This is a genomic window from Hominenteromicrobium mulieris, from assembly GCF_046197855.1.
Lineage (GTDB): Bacteria > Bacillota > Clostridia > Oscillospirales > Acutalibacteraceae > Hominenteromicrobium > Hominenteromicrobium mulieris.
This window is the reverse complement of the sequence record NZ_CP173188.1, coordinates 780,125-798,081: the sequence shown is the minus strand read 5'-3', so window position 1 is coordinate 798,081 and position 17,957 is coordinate 780,125. Positions and strand designations below refer to the sequence as shown.

15 protein-coding genes are annotated in these 17,957 nt (G+C 48.6%); 4 read left to right on the top strand and 11 right to left on the bottom strand.

Translation table 11 applies throughout. The annotated features are described in order from the left end of the window. Window positions 1–35: 35 nt before the first annotated feature. Entirely contained in the window at window positions 36–620 is a 585-nt protein-coding gene (gene lexA / locus ACI0CA_RS03765; protein WP_176821133.1) for a transcriptional repressor LexA, read from the top strand. A 128-nt stretch (window positions 621–748) separates the two neighbouring features. On the opposite strand, the gene ACI0CA_RS03760 is transcribed toward lexA, so the two are convergent. From ACI0CA_RS03760 to ACI0CA_RS03710, 11 genes are all read right to left on the bottom strand, one after another. Beyond that, entirely contained in the window at window positions 749–2,452 is a 1,704-nt protein-coding gene (locus ACI0CA_RS03760; protein ID WP_417108250.1) for a glycosidase, read from the bottom strand. A 10-nt stretch (window positions 2,453–2,462) separates the two neighbouring features. After that, window positions 2,463–3,419, bottom strand: coding sequence for an adenylylsulfate kinase (locus ACI0CA_RS03755; RefSeq protein ID WP_412571142.1), 957 nt, complete (start codon window positions 3,417–3,419; stop codon window positions 2,463–2,465). A gap of 20 nt (window positions 3,420–3,439) precedes the next feature. Then, entirely contained in the window at window positions 3,440–4,282 is an 843-nt protein-coding gene (locus ACI0CA_RS03750; protein ID WP_308449874.1) for a Nif3-like dinuclear metal center hexameric protein, read from the bottom strand. Between the two features lie 17 nt (window positions 4,283–4,299). Continuing rightward, entirely contained in the window at window positions 4,300–4,989 is a 690-nt protein-coding gene (locus ACI0CA_RS03745) for an alpha/beta hydrolase (protein ID WP_343284841.1), read from the bottom strand. A 127-nt stretch (window positions 4,990–5,116) separates the two neighbouring features. Beyond that, a complete protein-coding gene (locus ACI0CA_RS03740) occupies window positions 5,117–5,344 on the bottom strand; it encodes a hypothetical protein (protein ID WP_308449876.1) in 228 nt (75 codons plus the stop codon). 17 nt (window positions 5,345–5,361) lie between these two features. Next, window positions 5,362–6,129, bottom strand: a complete 768-nt coding sequence (locus ACI0CA_RS03735) for a carbohydrate ABC transporter permease (protein WP_308449877.1) — start codon at window positions 6,127–6,129, stop codon at window positions 5,362–5,364. 146 nt (window positions 6,130–6,275) lie between these two features. Next, window positions 6,276–7,223, bottom strand: a complete 948-nt coding sequence (locus ACI0CA_RS03730; protein WP_418559761.1) for an ABC transporter permease — start codon at window positions 7,221–7,223, stop codon at window positions 6,276–6,278. 176 nt (window positions 7,224–7,399) lie between these two features. Then, window positions 7,400–8,938, bottom strand: coding sequence for a DUF3502 domain-containing protein (locus tag ACI0CA_RS03725; protein WP_412571152.1), 1,539 nt, complete (start codon window positions 8,936–8,938; stop codon window positions 7,400–7,402). 474 nt (window positions 8,939–9,412) lie between these two features. After that, window positions 9,413–10,411, bottom strand: a complete 999-nt coding sequence (locus tag ACI0CA_RS03720; RefSeq protein ID WP_446806539.1) for a LacI family DNA-binding transcriptional regulator — start codon at window positions 10,409–10,411, stop codon at window positions 9,413–9,415. Window positions 10,412–10,634: 223 nt separating this feature from the next. Continuing rightward, complete coding sequence (locus ACI0CA_RS03715) at window positions 10,635–11,819, bottom strand: alpha/beta hydrolase-fold protein (RefSeq protein ID WP_308449881.1); 1,185 nt, start codon at window positions 11,817–11,819, stop codon at window positions 10,635–10,637. Window positions 11,820–11,838: 19 nt separating this feature from the next. Next, window positions 11,839–13,491, bottom strand: coding sequence for a glycoside hydrolase family 32 protein (locus ACI0CA_RS03710; protein WP_308449882.1), 1,653 nt, complete (start codon window positions 13,489–13,491; stop codon window positions 11,839–11,841). Window positions 13,492–14,165: 674 nt separating this feature from the next. Between ACI0CA_RS03710 and ACI0CA_RS03705 the strand changes: the two genes are divergently transcribed. The 3 genes from ACI0CA_RS03705 (at window position 14,166) to ACI0CA_RS03695 (ending at window position 17,906) form a co-directional block, all read left to right on the top strand. Beyond that, the gene (locus tag ACI0CA_RS03705; protein WP_316518059.1) at window positions 14,166–14,555 is read left to right on the top strand and encodes a hypothetical protein; all 390 of its coding nucleotides are present in this window, start codon (window positions 14,166–14,168) and stop codon (window positions 14,553–14,555) included. 117 nt (window positions 14,556–14,672) lie between these two features. Then, a complete protein-coding gene (locus ACI0CA_RS03700) occupies window positions 14,673–15,326 on the top strand; it encodes a lysoplasmalogenase family protein (protein ID WP_395506660.1) in 654 nt (217 codons plus the stop codon). A 21-nt stretch (window positions 15,327–15,347) separates the two neighbouring features. After that, on the top strand, window positions 15,348–17,906 hold the full coding sequence (locus tag ACI0CA_RS03695) for a hypothetical protein (RefSeq protein ID WP_418931753.1): 2,559 nt from the start codon (window positions 15,348–15,350) through the stop codon (window positions 17,904–17,906). The last annotated feature ends 51 nt before the right edge of the window (window positions 17,907–17,957 follow it).

Here is a 17,957-nt window from a genome sequence, read left to right as displayed (position 1 = left end):
GGGACTGATTTTGTATTAAAACGGAGGAATCGCATATGGCGAGTTTAACGAAAAGCCAGCAGCTTGTATATGACTATCTTTGCTCCACCATGGCGGAACGTGCCGTGCCGCCCTCTGTGCGTGAGATCTGCGCGGCGACCGGTTTGCGCTCCACCTCTACGGTGCATTCCCACTTGAAATCTTTGGAGGCGCTCGGCTACATCACACGCGATGCGGGCCTGAATCGCTCCATTCACATTGTAGGCGCATCTGCCGCAAAGCAGGTGCCGATTCTCGGTAAGGTGACGGCCGGTCTGCCCATTCTGGCCGTGGAAGACATTGAGGGCTATATTCCCTACCCGGACAAAAGCGGCAAGGAGCTTTTCGCGCTGCACGTGGACGGCCTGAGCATGATCAACGCCGGCATTCTGGACGGCGACTATGTCATCGCGGAGAAAACGCCCGTGGCGGAAAACGGCGAGATCGTGGTCGGCATGATCGGCGATGAAGCCACCGTGAAGCGCTTCTATAAGGAGAAGGGCACGTTCCGTCTCCAGCCCGAAAACCCGGATTTTGAGCCCATCATCTCCGATGAAATCACCATTCTCGGCAAGGTTATCGCGGTCATTCGGTATTATTAAGCTTTAAAAGCATAAAGAAAAGTCTTGGCGACGCAGCAGGAGCTGCAAACAGTCGCCAAGACTTTTTTTGATAAAATCGTACTTCTCAGTGCATCTTATTTTCAATTCCGGCTAAATCGCCATACACATTACGAATCGTACTTGAAGTATTCTGTATCGGAAGACGTATCTCGAACGGAGACAGAGAAGGAATAATCGCCGAAATCTGTTTGGAGAACCGCTTCTTCAGAGCCGGATTGCCAACGAATATCCATTTTCGTTCCGTTCACTTCAGCCACGATTTTTGCATTTGCAGAAAAAACAGGAAACTGGTTTCTCATCCGCAAAAGCTCGATTTGTTTTTGCACAATCGGCTTTTTCATTCCGGCAGCTATATCAGAGCATGTCAGGTTCGTGCGGTTGATTTCTTTATGCCCACCGGCACCCGCCCTTTGGACGGCAGCATAATCATTACGACCGGCAAACAGATCCAGATACCAAACCTGCGGTTTACCCGGCATGAAAAGCTGTATTGCCCGTGCCAGAAGCATTTTTTTGTCATCTTCTCCCAGTGCACTGTAATACGTGGCATTTACTTGATAGTATACGTTTTTTGCGCCGTGCAGATCTTTCACATATCCACCACGGGACACCACTGTATCAATGAGGCTTTGGATTCTTTCTTCCGGAAGCAGCCCTTTTAAATCCAACAACGGAATACCATCATGACAGCCCAACATATTAACAGTCAGCATTTTGCGGTCACAGATTTCCCGTATCCACTGTACAAGAACTTCTCCGGACCTTCGTTCAAGTGCATCCAGCAATAATCCGGGTAGGAAAAAGTCATACACCATATACCCTTTTTCTGCAATCGTGCGGTATGTTCCCTCCGCATAGCTGGCATGTATCTCCGGCAAAAGCGTGATACCCAGCGGTTTTGCCAAATCTGTCACCTTGCCGAGCAGCTCCCATGTTCCCGGATCATTCAAGAAATTCCGTGCACCCGGCTCTTTCGGTGCATAGGCAAAGGCGTCCAGACGAACGATTTTTGCGCCGTAACCGGCAAGTGTTTGCAGCGTATTTTTGTAGAATTCCCAAACGAGCGGTGAACGGATATTCAGATCCATCTGACCCAGATATCGACGATTTCTTTCCATGAAGTCAACCACCGCACCGCGATACACCTCTAATTGACCAAGTTCCGCCTGCTCGGGCCATTTGCCCTGCTCGACAGCTGCATTGACCAAAGAAGCCAACCGAGCTGCCGGAGCATATTTTCCGTGTGTGATTGCCATAAAGTCCTGCGCATCTACATGGGAATAGACAACTTCCTGATAGAAAGTATTCCAATACGGAACATTGCTGCCGTCAGGAAACTGCACCATTAAAATCGGCAAGCCGGGTTTACGGAAAAACATATTTTGCAGCAGTTCGGGGTCCGGCCGGATATATCCCTCCTCGGTCATCATTCCATGACCTGCCCAAAATCTGTTCCAATCTATAAAGAAGTCACGATAGAGGGATTGTTCCCCGTTTTTCAGTATATCCTGAAATTGCTCGGAAAGCACCGAAGCATGATTTAGTACAAAATCCAACTTCAAGTCAATTCCCATTGAGCGCAGCGCATCGAGATCCGTTTGTTCTGCCAGCAAGTCATTGAGTCGATAGTCTATAACAGAAAATCCGCGATCAAGATCGGTGTTGAACAGGCTTGGAAGAATATAGAACGAAGAAAATACGTCCTTCATTTCCGGCTGTTCCAAAAACGATATACATCCCTTTAATGTGCCGCCCAAGCTGTCAGGATAAGCATTCAGCATCGGGCCAAGGCAGAAATCACCGTCACACATACAATATCTCCTATCGACCGGCGTCCATTTGCCGCTTAAACTGTTCGTAAGTTAAAAAGTCGCCGGATTTTGACAAGATAATTTTTGCAGCATGTGCTCGGTTTTCTAACATACCCTGCTCTATCTCCAAAACCATAGCAATAAACGGAGTATCTGTATTCGCATCTCGAGCACGAAGCAGACGGTATTCTCTCGTTTCAGCCGGTGTACTGTTCAGCAGGATCGGAATATCCACACCGTCAAACTTTCCGCAATTGCCGTGCGTCCATTCGAGAATAATCACCGAAATATTCCGAAAATCCTTTTCTTCATACCAAAGCTCCGTCTCCGTGCGGCCCATTCTTTTCAGCCATATCTTATCCGCACCGCTTTTAAACTGTGTCAGCGTTTTGGACAGTTCATCGAATTCCTGTTCCTGTTCGGAACCGAGATATTCTGCCAACGCCTTTCGACCGGCTTTTTGATATACGGTCAGCCACGGGTATCTGTCTGCTTCTTTCGATGCAGAGTCCGTTTCCGCTTCCTGCAGTGCTTTAAGTTCACGTGCGGCATCCGGGGTATAAACATTCTGCTCCAGCATACCGCGTATGCCTGCTAAACGAAAAATTCGCATACGCTCCGCGTCATTCAAAGAAGGAATACGACGAGGGTAATTGTCGCCGGACAGCGTATAGCACCCGATTCCGAGTTGATTAAAATAGTATGTCAAAAGGGACGAAATACCCGTTTTTCCCACGCCGGATCCACCGCACACCGTAATAACCGCTCGTTTTGCCGGTGATTTTTCCAGAACTTCGCGCAGCATAGGTAAAACTACCGGAAAAATCTTTGCGGCTTTTTCTTTCTGCTGCGGTCCAATCCATATTTTGTCTCCCGGAGTATCTCCCTGCGGAATATCTTCCGGAATTTCCGGGGGCTGCCATGCCTGCATGGCTTTTTCAAGCGTCAACATCAAATCTGCAGTCAAGTTTACTTACCTCCATATTTTTATAATCTCTTGCCTTCTTCTGCCTTTTTGAACGAAAGCCAGCTAAAACTGTTACCGGATTGTACAAAATGGATCGGAAGATCACACGCAAGCACTTTCGGCAACCACTGTGCCATATACCGCATTCCGGGTTCTTCCAAATTGAAGTGCCCGACATTCAGCAGCGCACGTCGGATTCCCAAAGTATTTGCATCCTGCACATACTCGCCGATTGTCCAATCGATCACCTCACCGGGAATGATCAAATCGCAATTCATTTTTTCAATGAGCTGTATATTTTGCCTGTCCCAGTCCGTTCCGAAAAAATGTCCGACGATAGCTACGCGCTCCACAGGCATTTCAGGGTCTCCTATAATGCGAATTCCGTCAATCTGCATGGTATGCGCAACATGCTCCGCCACCGCGCGGACCGTAGTGAGCGGCAAGTGGTACGCAGTTCCCGGAAAATAGTTTTCCGTCTCCTGATACTGTTCCCAGCCGAGCATTTTAGCCAACCCGGAAAAGATACCGTCGGGTCTATGATTGTGGATATGATCGTGATCGCGATATACAACGATACCGAGACGGTCAAGAAGTTGTTTTTTTGCCTGATACACACAGTTATCCTGAAGCCAATCGGTCTCGTTCCATCCGTCGTAGAAAAGAGGCTCATGGCCGATGATTAAATTGCACCCCAGCTCAGCAGCTTTACGAATGACCTCTGCCGTTGGGCAACAGGACAACACGATTCCTGTGCAGACCTGATCCGGATCGCCGTATTGCACGATGTCGCACGTTCTGCGCTCCGGCTCCAGCGGTCCGTGATATGCTTCTAATTTATCAATGATTTCTGAAATTTTCATTGCCGTCTTCCTTTGCTTTACACTTTGTTGGCACCCATCTTCTTGTAGACATCCCCTCTGTCGATCCAGTCGAGGAAATTATTGATTTCAAGATCCCAAATGGCAAATTCGTGCTCATAACCGGGCAGGTCATCATAGCGCAGCCGGCCGCTCTTCCAGATTGGTTCAACAAATTTATGGTATTCCTGCACATTCTTATAAAGGAAATCTCTGTCGCCGATGCTCAGAAAGAGATCCGGCAGCTTCTTACCCTCTGCCACAGCTTTTTCTGTCGCAGCGTAAAGATCCACCCACTGCGGCCCCTTCGTCTTTTTGCTTTCCATATCCTTTTTCGAGAATACGGCCGGCGAAAGGGCACCAATCGCGCTGTACCGGTCCGGATTCTCAATGCCGTGCAGCAACGCGCCGTAGCCACCCATGGAAAGGCCCGCAATATAGCGATCCTTCGGACTGTCGGAAATCGGGAAATAGGCTTCAACAAATTCAGGAAGTTCCTGATTCAGGAAATCGTAGTAATTGTCGCCCATATCATCATTCATATACGCCTTGTTTCCGACAGAGAATGTAACGATAGCAATCCTTTTTTCTTCTGCATATCTCTCAACGCTTGTATAGCGGAGCCAAGACATATAGTCGTTTCCCTTACCATGCAGCAAATATACAACCGGGAACTTCCCCGGCAAGCTGTGTGTATGCGGATCATCCATATTGCAGGATGTAAAAGACGGAAGCGTCACTTCGATATCAACGCCGTGACAAAGTGAATACGAAAAGAAATTGCAATGGATTTGTGCCATACTTTTACCTCCAAAATAAGCAGTTTTTTAAAACGCGTTAAATACGATCATTTGTATAAACGATCGTCGCATGTCCGACAATCAGGTGCATCCACGCACTTGCGCCCTTGCTGTGTGCATCATAATAGATATGAAAAATACCGGGCACATCTTCATCTTCAAAAACCATAACATAAGGATCTACATCGTAGACTTTATGCGATTTTTTACAGAGCGACGCTGCGTAAGCATCACTTTGTTCCATATATTTTTTCCAGTCAGACATGCTCTTTCCCCTTTTTATCAACCCTTGACGCCGCCAATGACGATGCCTTTGACGAAAGATTTCTGAATAAACGGATACACGATCATGACCGGGATAACAGCCACAACTGCGATTGCCATACGGATGCTGACGCTCGGAAGTGTACCCATTTCAATATTGATGCCCTGCAGCTGCGTTGCGGTTTTGAGAAACTGAATGTTGTTAAGCATATTCGTCAGAACGTTCTGAATACTGTACAGATCCGTACGTTTTACAAGGTAGTACAGACCGTTCGTCCAGTCGTTCCAGTAAGCCAGACCGGACATCAGACCAATCGTTCCGATGATCGGTGTTGACATAGGCAATACGACGTTGACGAGCGTACGCAGTTCACTTGCGCCGTCCAGCTTTGCGGCTTCGATGATTGCATCCGGGATATTCGTTTTAAAGTAATTGCGCATTAGAATTACGTTAAACGGACTCATCAGAAAACTCGGGATCAAAAGGGCAAAGATCGTATCGCGAATATGAAAGAACTGCGAATACATAATGTACGTCGGCACGAGACCGCCGTTAAAGAGCATCGTAAAAAACACAAAGAATGCGATCGCATTTCGACCTTTGAGGCCCGGGCGTGCAAGCGGATAAGACAGGCATACCGTCATGCATACATTGCAGACTGTACCGACTGCCGTTACAAAGAAGGTAATGCCATACGCGCGCAAAACCGTTTTTCCTGTTTTAAAGATATACGTATAAGCATCCGCACTGAATTTTTCCGGAAAGAAGGAATAACCGTTCAGCATAAGTGTTTGTTCATCCGTGAGGGATGCCATCAACAGGAGCAAGAGCGGAAGCAAGCACACCAACGTTAAGATTATCAGAACAATATGCGGTATAATTTTAGCAGACTTACTTGTGGTAATCATAGTATCATCCCTTTCCCGTATAATCAGAACAACGCGCTTTCTTTATCGATCTTTCTCGTAATCATATTCGTAATCATAACCAGAACAAAACCGAGAATAGACTGTAAGAAACCGGCTGCCGAGGAACGACCAACATCGTTGAGTTGAAGGAGTCCGCGGTAAACATACGTATCAATTGTGTTTGTTACACTGAACAGAAGACCGTTGTTCATCGGCACCTGATAAAACAGGCCGAAATCCGAATAGAACATTCTGCCGATGTGCATAATAACCAACGTAATGATTGTGGTCTTGAGGCACGGGAGCGTGATGTGACGAATCTGCTGCCATGTGGAAGCACCATCGATAACCGCCGCCTCATAATAAGAATCGTCGATGCCGATCAGAGTCGCAAAATAGAGGATAGACGAATAGCCGAAGCTTTTCCACAGATAAATGAACGTGAGGATAAAAGGCCAGTATTTCGGCGAGGAATACCAGCTGATCTCGTCCATACCAAGCGGCTTTAAGATTGAATTGTTGATAAAACCGTTATCCGAGCTGAGAAACGCAAATGCCAGATAGCTGACGACCGTAATAGACAGAAGATACGGGATCAGAATACTCGTCTGATAAACACGCAGCATTTTCGTGCGTACCTGCTCAAGGAAAATCGCTACAACGATTGCCAAAATCGTACCGAGTACGATAAATGCCAGATTATAGCAAAGTGTATTGCGGAAGATTACAAAGGCGTCACTTGTCTTAAAAAGATAGGTGAAGTTGTCCAGACCCACCCACGGGCTTTCAAAAACACCGACTGTATAGTTGATTTTCTTAAATGCAAAGGTCAGGCCGAACATCGGCAGATAATTGTTGATGATAAGATAAAGAAGACCGGGAATCATCAAAAGATACAGCGGGAGATTGCGTGTACAGCTGCCTTTTTTCTTAATTTTCCCTTGTCCATTCTGACTTGTAGAATTTGACATTTTATTACCTCTTGTCTTTCCATTTGATACATGTCTGAAAATGAAATAGATACCGGGGAGAAACCGCACATAAACCTTACGGCGACACTTTATTCTGAAATAGAACCGGGTCTGCGTACACATTTCCAGTTTATGCAGCAGACCCAGCCTAATAATTATATCATTTAATTTCAGAATCAACCTGCCAGAAATGCATCGAGCTGTTCCTGTTTTGCCGCAACGATCTCATCGATACCGGCATCACGAAGTCCCTGTTGGAACTGTGCGAGCGTTGCATCGAAATCTTCGACGGCACCGCCGGATAATGCATTCTCATACTGGTTCACGACATTCGTGCAAGCGGAGACCGCATCCGAAACGCCTGTAAGGTCGAACTGGCAACCAAAGGCCTTGGACTGCTGTGCATTCTTGTTGGCTTCGAGCAAACGGTCGTAATAGTCTGCCGGATACTCAAACGGAATGGAAATCGTAGAGTTTAATGCCGTCCAAGAATAACCAAGGCACCAGCCTGTGGTAGAAATGTCTTTGCCGTCAACGTATGTAGCCGTGTTATCCTCGAGCACCTGATAGTGCTGACCCTCAATACCGTTGATCAGAAGATTTTCAACGTCGGGATCGGTCGCCATCAAGTAGATAAGAGCTGCTGCAGCTTCCGGATTCTTCGTGGCCGGGTTGATGCATTCATAGGCCCCCGGCGTGATCGCGACCGCATCCTCATAGATCTGGAGGGAAGCGATATCGGTACCGAAGTTCTGAGAAGACCAGATACCGTTCATCTCGGCACTGAAGTGACTTGCAAAGCAGCCAAATGCCTTACCGGACGGGATGTAATCGATCGGCGCATCTGTGACATTCAGAATATCCGCCATGTAGCAGCCCATCTCTTTCCACTGCTTGAAGTAGCCTACGAGCTCCTCATAGCCGGCGCTCTCATAATAATTCGTAACCGTAGTATCCTGGCCGTAGTTATCCAGAACACCAAGCTTGTTGCCAAGAGAATCGATTCGGGAATCTCCAATGCTCGGTACGCCATTCATCGGACCGATAAGCGGTGTATCCGGATACTTCTCACGGACCTTGCCGAAAAGCTCGGTAAGCTCCGCAAGGTCAACCTTATCGCCGTTCTTGTAGCCGAATTCCTCGGCAATGTCGCGGCGAAGGTTGTAGCAAGTTGTGGAGGCCTGATCCAGCAGACGGCCGATACCGTAAAGCTCGCCGTTGACACGACCGGATTCATACACTTTTTCACCAAGAGCTGTTTTCACTTCTTCCGCATAAGGCTCCATAAGTGTATCAAGCGAAAGGGCCTGACCATTGTTGACAATTGTGCTGTACGGAACGGAAATGCCTGCCATGAATACATCGAGTGTATCATCACCGCCGGAAAGGAGAAGATTGAGCTGCTGGGCAACGTTGCCGATCTCCATCGTAATAAACTCAACGTTGCAGCCGATCTTTTCGCGTGTAATCTCGCTGAGCTTTTCCGCAACCGCATCTGCATCCGGCGGCGTCGTGCCACAGACAACCATCAGGGAAATGGTTGGAACTTCGCCGTCTGTAGAGGCTGTATCCTCAGTAGAGGCGCTGTTTTCAGATGTCGCGCTGCTTCCAGATTGACTGTCTGCAGAACTGCTCCCGCTGTTCCCACAGCCGGATACTGCAGTTGCAAGGACGAACAGCGCCAGTAGAACTGCCAAAATCTTTTTCGTTGACATTTTGTACCTCCGTTAAATTTTGTTTTTCCCCGCTCGCGCAATACTTGCGCAAACGTTTGCTTTGTGCTGTAATATTATCACGTTGTTTATAGTTTGTCAACAAATTTTGTACCAAAGTTTTCATTATGTTTTTGTATATATTGTGATTTTGCACCATAGCAGCACATTCAACTTTGGAACTTCAAAGATTTTTTAGCAGAAGCAACATTTTATTGTGTGTGCAAACGGTTTCACAAATGCATTATTTATAATCATCAAAGCAGATATATGACTTTCCCTCGTTTTTCCGATAACGATAAAGCCTCTTTTCAGTCCGCAAATTCTCGGATCTGCGAGCAAGGCCGGTTATATCTCTTCTTACATGACTAGGAAATCCGTTTCGTCTCTTAGCGGACACAAAAAAAGACATCGATCTTCAGGTCGATGTCTAAAATCATACGATTTTTTGTTTTACGTATATGGCGTATTTAATGCCTATGCTTTCACAAAATTCGGGCCGGAGGTCTTACGGCGAATAAGAGAAACCGGAAGAATAGAACGCTCCGGGACAATTTGACCGTTTATGCGTTGGATCAGTATCTGCACCGCAAGCGCACCCATTTGGCGTATAGGCTGCGCAATCGTGCTGATCTCACAATAAGCGGAAATATCAACACCGTCAAACCCAATGACCGGGATACGGCCAAAAGTGTCGGCTTCGTCCGCATCATTCAATGTGTTCATGATGCGTGCAGCAAGAACATCGCTGGTCGCGAAAATACCGTCTGTTTCAGGAAATTGCTTTAAGGCTTTGTAAACATCCTCACCAAGGTTTTTTCCAAACAGGTCCTCTGCATCGATATAATACTCCGAACAAGGTGAGCCGTTCCTTGCACAAGCATCTTGAAACCCCTTGTATCGCAGAGATGCCGGAAGCTGATCCGATATGATCCTGTTGCCGAATAGAAGCGGTGACTTACAGCCGCTTGCGAGCAGCAGCTCTTGTGCCGCAAGTACACCGCCCTTATAATTATCGCAGGAAACAGAGGGTACGTCTTCGATCATGCGTTCAATGGTAACGATCGGTACATCCGTCTGCATATACAGAGATTCATCCGTAATACGGCTGCAAACCAAAACGCCTGCAACATTGTTCGCACACAGCATCTTAAAAAGCTCGCGCTCTCGATTTGGGTTTCCGCCGGATGTGCAGAAAAAAAGCTTATACCCGGATTTATAGCAGGCTTCCTCAATAGCAGCTGTCAGGATGCCAAAAAAAGCGTGATCAATATAGGGTACGATCAAACCGATCAAGTGACTGGACTTATTGCCAAGCGAACGAGCCATCTCATTCGGAAAATAATTGAGTTCTTTCATTGCCGCAAAAACCTTATCTCTTGTTTCCCGGCTGATCGCTCCCCGACCATTCATAACCCGAGAGACCGTTGTAATGGATACACCGACCTTCTCTGCCACATCCTTGAGTGTTGCCATATCAAAACCTCCAGCTACTCCATGCCGTGCCTATTAGAATTTGACCGACTAATGCAATATGTAATATATAATAACACTATATTATCATATACCCGGAGTCATGTCAACTTTCCCTCATACGCTTTCATAAGGGCTGCAGCTCAGTCCATACCTACACGGCACAAAATTGCGATTAACGGCGCAGCTGTATCCCGATTTTTATCGGTATTCAAACAAAAAAGTATCATTCATGAAACAGATATTGAGCAAAATCACGCAGGCACATGCGCCAGACATTCCACTCGTGTTCACCGGGATACATTTTTTCTACATGTATCGAGTTTTCTGCAGGCGCAAGCCCCTTTTCTTCAAACAACGCACGATCCGCTTCAAATCGCTCGAGCGCAACAAGATCTTCGTCTCCGCAAGCACGGAAAAACACTCTAAAGGACTGTGTGAATTTTTCACGGTCATCTAACAATTGAATATAAGAATTTTCTGCATTTGTTTTATTAAATGGACCGACAAATCCGCTAAATACGCCGGCATACCCGAACATATCCGGATGCTTCATGGTCACGATGCTGGTCTGCATGGATCCCATCGACAGACCCGCCATGGCACGGCTCCATTTATCCGTTCGCACACGGTAATGCGATTCGATGAACGGGATACAGTCCTCCAAAAGAAGTCGCTCAATCCTCGTCTGATCCAATACACGTACGCCGTTTTCATTCTTCTGCACCATACCGTTATTCATAACCACGATACACGGCTCCGCTTTTCCGGCAGCAATCAGGTTATCCATAATAAAGTTCACGCGCCCCTGATGTACCCAGCACTGTTCATTTTCACCGTGACCATGCTGCAGATACAGCACCGGATATTCGCCGGAAGTCTCTTTCATATAACCGGCTGGCGTATAAACGAGGCAGCTCTTCATCGTTCCCGTCGCTGCCGAATAATAATATTCCTGCACGACCGAACCATGCGGAACATCTTTGCACAGGTAAAAGTCTTCTTCCGGCTGCGGAATATCCGCATAGTTTATGGGTCTTGAAGCGCCAAACCCGATAGGCGCCATAGGATTGAGCACCTCCGCGCCGTCTACACGGAATACGACCGGGCAGAATCCGCCGCAGCCGCCATCTGCAACCGTGCTCCAAACGCCGTCATCGCCTTTTTCCAATGTATAGATCTTACGGTGTACTTCTGCCGTAACGCTTTGTGCCCCCGGCGCCATAAAGTTCAGGCGCATTTTCCCGTCTTTTAACATCATAATGCCCGGCGGAATCAATCTGTCACTTTCCGGACTCAGTGATGTTCCTGCTTTATTGCCGAGCGGAAGCTGCGGATCAAAGCTGACCGAGGTATCTGTGATTGCACAATTCAATGCAGCTGACGGATAAAAGCTTTCCTTTTCAAACATAAACTGTAGACCTCCCTTATTATTCCCACATGCTTTTTAATTTGTGAACTTCAAAATCTATCCCAATACCCGGATCCAACAAGACCGGAAGTATCGAAATATCGGTCGGGTCCGGTACCGTCGCCAACGTTAGGTTGAACTTTCCGTCATCCGCGTAAAGTTCAACGGAGCAGCGGTCCGTCACAACGCGCAGCTCGAACGTATCGTCTTTCAACGCAAGCTTATATGCTCCCACCGGCAGCAAAAGGCGCTCGATCTTCGGATCATATACAATCAGCACGCCGCGCACGGAAAACGCAATCAGCTTATCCGGCTTCATACTGAATTTGAATGTCATATCCATCGCTTCACCGAGGTATTCTCGCGGGATACGTTCAAATTCCTCCAATCCGCGTCCAACAAACGAATAGCTGCATTCTCTCAAGTCTTTCACCTCCGCAGCCGGCTTTACCGTGAGCCTCGGTCCCTGCTCTGTTGAAACAAGCCGCAGTTCATTCGGTATACTCAAACAACTTGAAAACGGTCCCTGAGAAACGACTGTCCGGATCCACGAAATCTGGATCACGCGTCCGTTCGGCAAGTTCGCGAAAGTCTGCGCCGCATATCCGCCCGTTGAGCGCGCCTCCAGGCTGTACGCTGAATCAATCCGATGCGTGGGACCTTCAATCACGTCCGTTTCGGGAACAAAATGACGCCCCTCGAAATGACCGATCATATAGTTATCCGTAGAGCCCCAAAGCACCCATTTTCTCTGCGTCATATCATTGTCAATCGGCAAATTGAACAGATCCGGGCATTCTGCGCTCCCCCGTATCCTGATTGTTTCTCCCTGTTCCCAATGCAGCAGATTATCCGAATAGAGGAACATATAGCGGTCATTGTCCAAAAAGATCACCATGACCCAGTTTTGGTTCTGATCGTCCCACACAACCTTCGGATCGCGGTTCATATATGCGATATGCTGCACGATCGGGTTCTGTGCGTATTTTTCAAAGTGCATCCCGCCATCTGTGCTGACTGCCGCGGCGATTTCAAAGTATTTTCCTCTGCTCCAGCGCGATTTACTGCCCGCAGGTGTATAGAACAGAAAAACCGGCGGTATCCCGTCTTTTCCCAGCCCGGAGGTATTTTGCAGATCTACCGCACCGCAGCCGGAATACATGCGCCCTGTTTCATCCGGAAGCAGCGCATACGGCAACTCTTGCCAGTGCATAAGATCCGAACTTACCATGTGCATCCAATGCGTATTGCCAACGCCAAGACCGTACGGATTCAGCTGTGCAAAACAATGATACTTGCCGTTCAAATAAAACAGACCGTTCGGGTCATTCATAAATCCATGCATCGGCGTAATATGCGCAAGGGGACGCATCGGTTCCCTGTAAAGCGTATCCGCATCTTTCAGCGTATCCGAAACCTCTAAAAGTTCGATAAGTGATTCGTCTCCGCCTTCAAGGCGCAATTCCAATGTTTCGCCCGCATACCGTTCCAAATACAGACAGGACCAGCAACGCGGGGAAGCATCCAAGCACACTTCATATTCTTCCACAAGGCTTCCGTTTTGATAGATACTCAAATACTGTATAGACTCTGCCGGTATCGTCCAGCCTTTCACATTCCCAACCGGGATCAACAGATATTTTTTGTCTGCCGTTATTGTTATTTGTCGCATAGCCGCCCCTTTCATATTAACCATATTCATGCTGATTGCACAATTTGCGCAATTAGTACGCAAACGCTTTCCTTGCTTGTAATCTTAACAATATCATACCATTTTGTCAATATTTAATCTCAACTTTGGAATCCCTGTCAAATTATCCCGTAAAGGATTATGCAGTTTTAATACGAAGCTGTTCACAAACTGCTACCGCACCGTATCTTAACGGGTCTCGAACGAAAGCTCCCTTGCCGCTGACCGGCGTTAAATCAATCGACATCGTCTTCCTAAGCTTTCCGCTTTCACATAACTTTTCGGCATGGCTAAACGCTCCATGCGGACCCGCCCGGGGTCAGACTTCGCATGGAGCTTTTACACTGCAAAGCTGCATATTTTTTCCTTCTTTCTCAAAAATTGCCGTATAATAAGGTCAATTTTAAAATAGCATGAATTACCGGGTTTATCAAGTTGCAAAGTGTATTTGTATCGCGGACAAATTGCGTATATGCTGTGAACAATTTAAGCATTTAAAGCGTAAGCAGCGCAATAAACTTTACCTTTTTTTAGATAATACTTGATAAAATGCCCTTTTCATGTTATTCTGTATACAGGAAGAGACGCGGAAATATGTCCGCGAGATAAAAACACTTTTTACTTGAACCGTCCGTTTTATAAGGAGGAGACCTTTTATGATGCTCAATGAAACCTATACAAAAAATATACAGCCGAGGGACCCGGAAAGAATTCGTTCCGATATCGAGACCCCCTGCGCAACGGTTTATAACCAGGGCGTAACACCGGTTTTGTATGATAACGCTGTGCAGGCTTCCTCCAGACCCGGCCGCGCCGTGGAATATCTGCCGGAAAACACCATTGCGCTTTCCGTTTCCGAGTGCGTGATGATGTTCCTCATCCAGCTCGTTCCGGTTTTGGGACTTATCATGGCTGCCGTTTGGAGCTTCTCCCCGAACTCCGGCATCAATAAGCGCACCATTTCCCGTGCTTTGCTCATCGTGCAGTGCATCGTGCTTGCCGTTGTGTGCGTCTTCTGGTGCATCAGCTACGGCTTTCATGGGTAATATTTAACAAGTCAACACGCCGCCGACAGTGGATTTTGCCGATCCTCTGTCGGTGGCTTTTCTTTTGCTTGATTTTACGGGGACATTTGTTATAATTGTGGAAAAGGAGGCATTTTTATGCGCGTGTTTCGTGTGCTTTGGCCACTCATCTCATTGCCGATGATGCTCTCGTTCTGTTACGTCTATAATACCACGCGCTCGTTCGGCAGCACGATGTGGCGCTCAGCCGCAAAGTGCGGCGCAACGTTCGTAGCGGTCATCACGGCGGTGCTCGGCATCGTGTTGTTTAATCGCCCGGCGAACGCGTGGCTGCTCGCTTTGGCGCTTTTATTCTGCTGCATCGCGGATTTTGTCATTGAGCGCGATTTTCGCTTCGGCGTAATCTCGTTCGGACTCGCGCACCTTGTGCTTATCGGGTATATTGCACAGCTCGGCGGGTTTCGGTGGGGCACGGTCGTTGCAGCTTTGATTATTTACGGCATCATTGCACTGATTTTTCGGCAATATCTGCATTCGCTCGGCTCTATGCTGCTCCCGATGGTGCTGTACCCGCTCGTGCTTTCGTTCATGACAGCTATGGCGGGCACGTTGCCGTTTGCTGTCTCGCCGCAGTGGATACTGTTCGCGTTGGGTGCAGCGGCGTTCTGCATTTCGGACTTGTTCGTTGCGCGGGATTTCATCTGCGGCATTACGGGCACACAGAAAAACGGTGCACTGATCCTATATTACCTCGCCGTGTACGCGATGGCGTCGATACAGGTTTATTTATAAAACTCTTTTGGGGGAATTCAAATGGAACCAATTTTGAAAAGTATACTGGAAAATAAAACGGAAAACTACCTGCTGCCGTTTTTCTGGCAGCACGACGGGCACGACGCGGAGATTCCCGCACGCGTACAGAAGATCTATGAGAGCGGTTGCCGCGCATTTTGTGTGGAATCGCGCCCGTATGAACACTTCTGCGAGGACGCGTGGTGGAAGACGATGGACATTATTTTGGCGGAAGCCGAAAAGCGCGGCATGCGCGTGTGGATTCTCGACGATAAGCATTTCCCGACGGGCTACGCAAACAGTATTTTAGAGCACGAAGACCTGAACCTGCGTCGAAAATTCCTGCGGGAATCGCATGTGGACGTGATGGGACCCATGGCGGAAGCGTCCGTCTTGGTGCCAATGCACACGCCGGAGGAAAAGCTCGTTTCCGCCGTGCTGTTCCGCCGCACGGGCAAAGATGAAGAGCTGACCGGCGAACCGATTGAGCTTGACGTGCAGCCGGAGGATAAATTCGTATATTTCAGTGTGCCCGAGGGGCTTTACCGCGTATTTTTCGTGTTTGAGACGTTCAGCGGCGAAGAAAACAAAAAGTACTATATCGACATGCTCTCAAAAGAATCGGTGCACAAGCTCATTGAAGCCGTGTACGAGCCGCATTACGACCACTATGCAAAGTATTTCGGCAACACGCTCGCGGGATTTTTCTCCGATGAGCCGGGCTTTGACGCGCCGCATTTTGGCATGACGGGGTGCGACACCGGTATCTATAACCGTTCGGTTGGCCAACCCGGCGTGATGCTGCCATGGCGCGACGCGGTCGCCGTGCGCATGGCAAAAGACGGCATCGACGAGCCGACGCTCTATCTGCCGATTTTGTGGTATGCACATGACGAGCTGACCGCGGAAATTCGCCTTGCGTACATGGACGCCGTGACGTTGCTTTGGAAAAAGAATTTCTCCTATCCGCTCGGCGATTGGTGCCGTGCGCACGGTGTGCAATACATTGGGCATTTGATTGAAGACATGAACGCGCACGCGCGTCTTGGGTGCAGTGCGGGACATTACTTCCGCGGGCTCGACGGGCAGGACATGAGTGGCATAGACATTGTGCTGCACCAGGTAATGCCCGGCATGGCCGACTACAAAACGGCGGCGCTCGTCTCGGGCGGCATGGTGGACGGCGAATTCTTCCACTACGTTTTGGGGCAGCTTGCGGCTTCGCACGCGCGGCAAAATCCGAACATGAATGGTCGCGCCATGTGCGAGGTGTTCGGCGCATACGGTTGGGCAGAAGGCGCGAACGTCATGAAATGGTTGATGGACTTCCTGCTTGTGCGCGGAGTAAACCACTTTGTGCCGCACGCATTTGACGATTTCTTCCCCGACCGCGACTGTCCGCCGCACTTTGGCGCAGACGGCAACGACCCGCAGTTTGCGGGCTTCACGCAGCTGATGCACTACGTGAACCGTGCGGCGCACTATCTGTACGGCGCGGAAATGGAAGCCTCCGGCGCAATTTTATACCACGCGGAAGCCGAGTGGATGGACAAATCAAGCGCCATGTTGACGCAAAAGCCTGCAAAAGCGTGCTATGACGCGCAAATTTTCTACGACATCGTGCCGCTCGATTATCTGGAGACGGCGGAAAAGAACAACGGACGCTTTGGGCGCGGGTACAAATACCTCGTCGTGCCGGCGTGCAGAAAGCTGCCGGAGCGCTTTGCAAAAATCTGCGAAGCGCTCAAAAACGCAGGCGTGCCGGTATTCTTTGTCGATTACGCACCGGACTGCGTGAATATCAGTGAAAACGAGATCGTGCCGCTTCAAAAGCTTGCAGCGCACATCAAAGAAAGCGGCCTCGCGCACGAATATAACGCAAAGGAGCACCTGCTGCGCATTGCAAAGTTCACGCGCGGCGAAGCGACAAGCTTCTTTGTCTTCAACGAAGCGCCGAACGCGGTACAGGAGACGCTTTCGCTGCCCGTCAGCGGCAAATACATCGCGGCGGATCTGTTAAACGGTGTCTATGCGCGTGGCGAGACGGCAGACGGCACAGTCGAGCTCGCACTTGAAGCGGGGCAATCGGTGATCCTCATTTTCGGCAGCGCTACGGAAGATGAATGGGCAGGCTTTCCGGAGAAATCCGAGGGTCTGCATATGGCGGAGATTGAGACGCTGTGGGACATTGACCTGCGTGAGACGGGCAAGGAGACGGAATTCAAGCCGTTCCGTAAAAACTCGAAGCTTTTTAACATCACGGGCAAAAACGGTGAAACGGAGTTTTCCGGCGAAATGCGGTATAAGACAAAACTCAACATAAACGATACGGCACACGTAGAGCTTGAATTTGAAAATGTCGGCGTAACGGCACGGCTGTTCGTAAACGGCAAGGACATGGGGCAGCGCATCTGCCGCCCGTACCGCTGGGATATTACGGAAGCCGTAAAAGCGGGCGAAAACGACGTAGAAGTGTTCGTCTGCAACACGCTTGCACAGCGTATGCAGGATTTCTTTTCGACGTATATGACACTGCCCGCGAGCGGCATCACGGGAAAAGTGCGGCTTTTTGTGCAATAAGTTAAATTTAAACGCCCCCGCATTCTCGTTAACACACGAGAGTGCGGGGGT

Bases quoted from the DNA above. Each gene is read 5' to 3' on its own strand.
- lexA (WP_176821133.1), top strand. From the start codon at position 36: ATGGCGAGTTTAACGAAAAGCCAGCAGCTTGTATATGACTATCTTTGC.
- ACI0CA_RS03760 (WP_417108250.1), bottom strand. From the start codon at position 2,452: ATGTGTGACGGTGATTTCTGCCTTGGCCCGATGCTGAATGCTTATCCT.
- ACI0CA_RS03750 (WP_308449874.1), bottom strand. From the start codon at position 4,282: ATGAAAATTTCAGAAATCATTGATAAATTAGAAGCATATCACGGACCG.
- ACI0CA_RS03745 (WP_343284841.1), bottom strand. From the start codon at position 4,989: ATGGATGATCCGCATACACACAGCTTGCCGGGGAAGTTCCCGGTTGTA.
- ACI0CA_RS03740 (WP_308449876.1), bottom strand. From the start codon at position 5,344: ATGTCTGACTGGAAAAAATATATGGAACAAAGTGATGCTTACGCAGCG.
- ACI0CA_RS03735 (WP_308449877.1), bottom strand. From the start codon at position 6,129: ATGCTGAACGGTTATTCCTTCTTTCCGGAAAAATTCAGTGCGGATGCT.
- ACI0CA_RS03730 (WP_418559761.1), bottom strand. From the start codon at position 7,223: ATGTCAAATTCTACAAGTCAGAATGGACAAGGGAAAATTAAGAAAAAA.
- ACI0CA_RS03725 (WP_412571152.1), bottom strand. From the start codon at position 8,938: ATGTCAACGAAAAAGATTTTGGCAGTTCTACTGGCGCTGTTCGTCCTT.
- ACI0CA_RS03720 (WP_446806539.1), bottom strand. From the start codon at position 10,411: ATGGCAACACTCAAGGATGTGGCAGAGAAGGTCGGTGTATCCATTACA.
- ACI0CA_RS03715 (WP_308449881.1), bottom strand. From the start codon at position 11,819: ATGTTTGAAAAGGAAAGCTTTTATCCGTCAGCTGCATTGAATTGTGCA.
- ACI0CA_RS03710 (WP_308449882.1), bottom strand. From the start codon at position 13,491: ATGCGACAAATAACAATAACGGCAGACAAAAAATATCTGTTGATCCCG.
- ACI0CA_RS03705 (WP_316518059.1), top strand. From the start codon at position 14,166: ATGATGCTCAATGAAACCTATACAAAAAATATACAGCCGAGGGACCCG.
- ACI0CA_RS03700 (WP_395506660.1), top strand. From the start codon at position 14,673: ATGCGCGTGTTTCGTGTGCTTTGGCCACTCATCTCATTGCCGATGATG.
- ACI0CA_RS03695 (WP_418931753.1), top strand. From the start codon at position 15,348: ATGGAACCAATTTTGAAAAGTATACTGGAAAATAAAACGGAAAACTAC.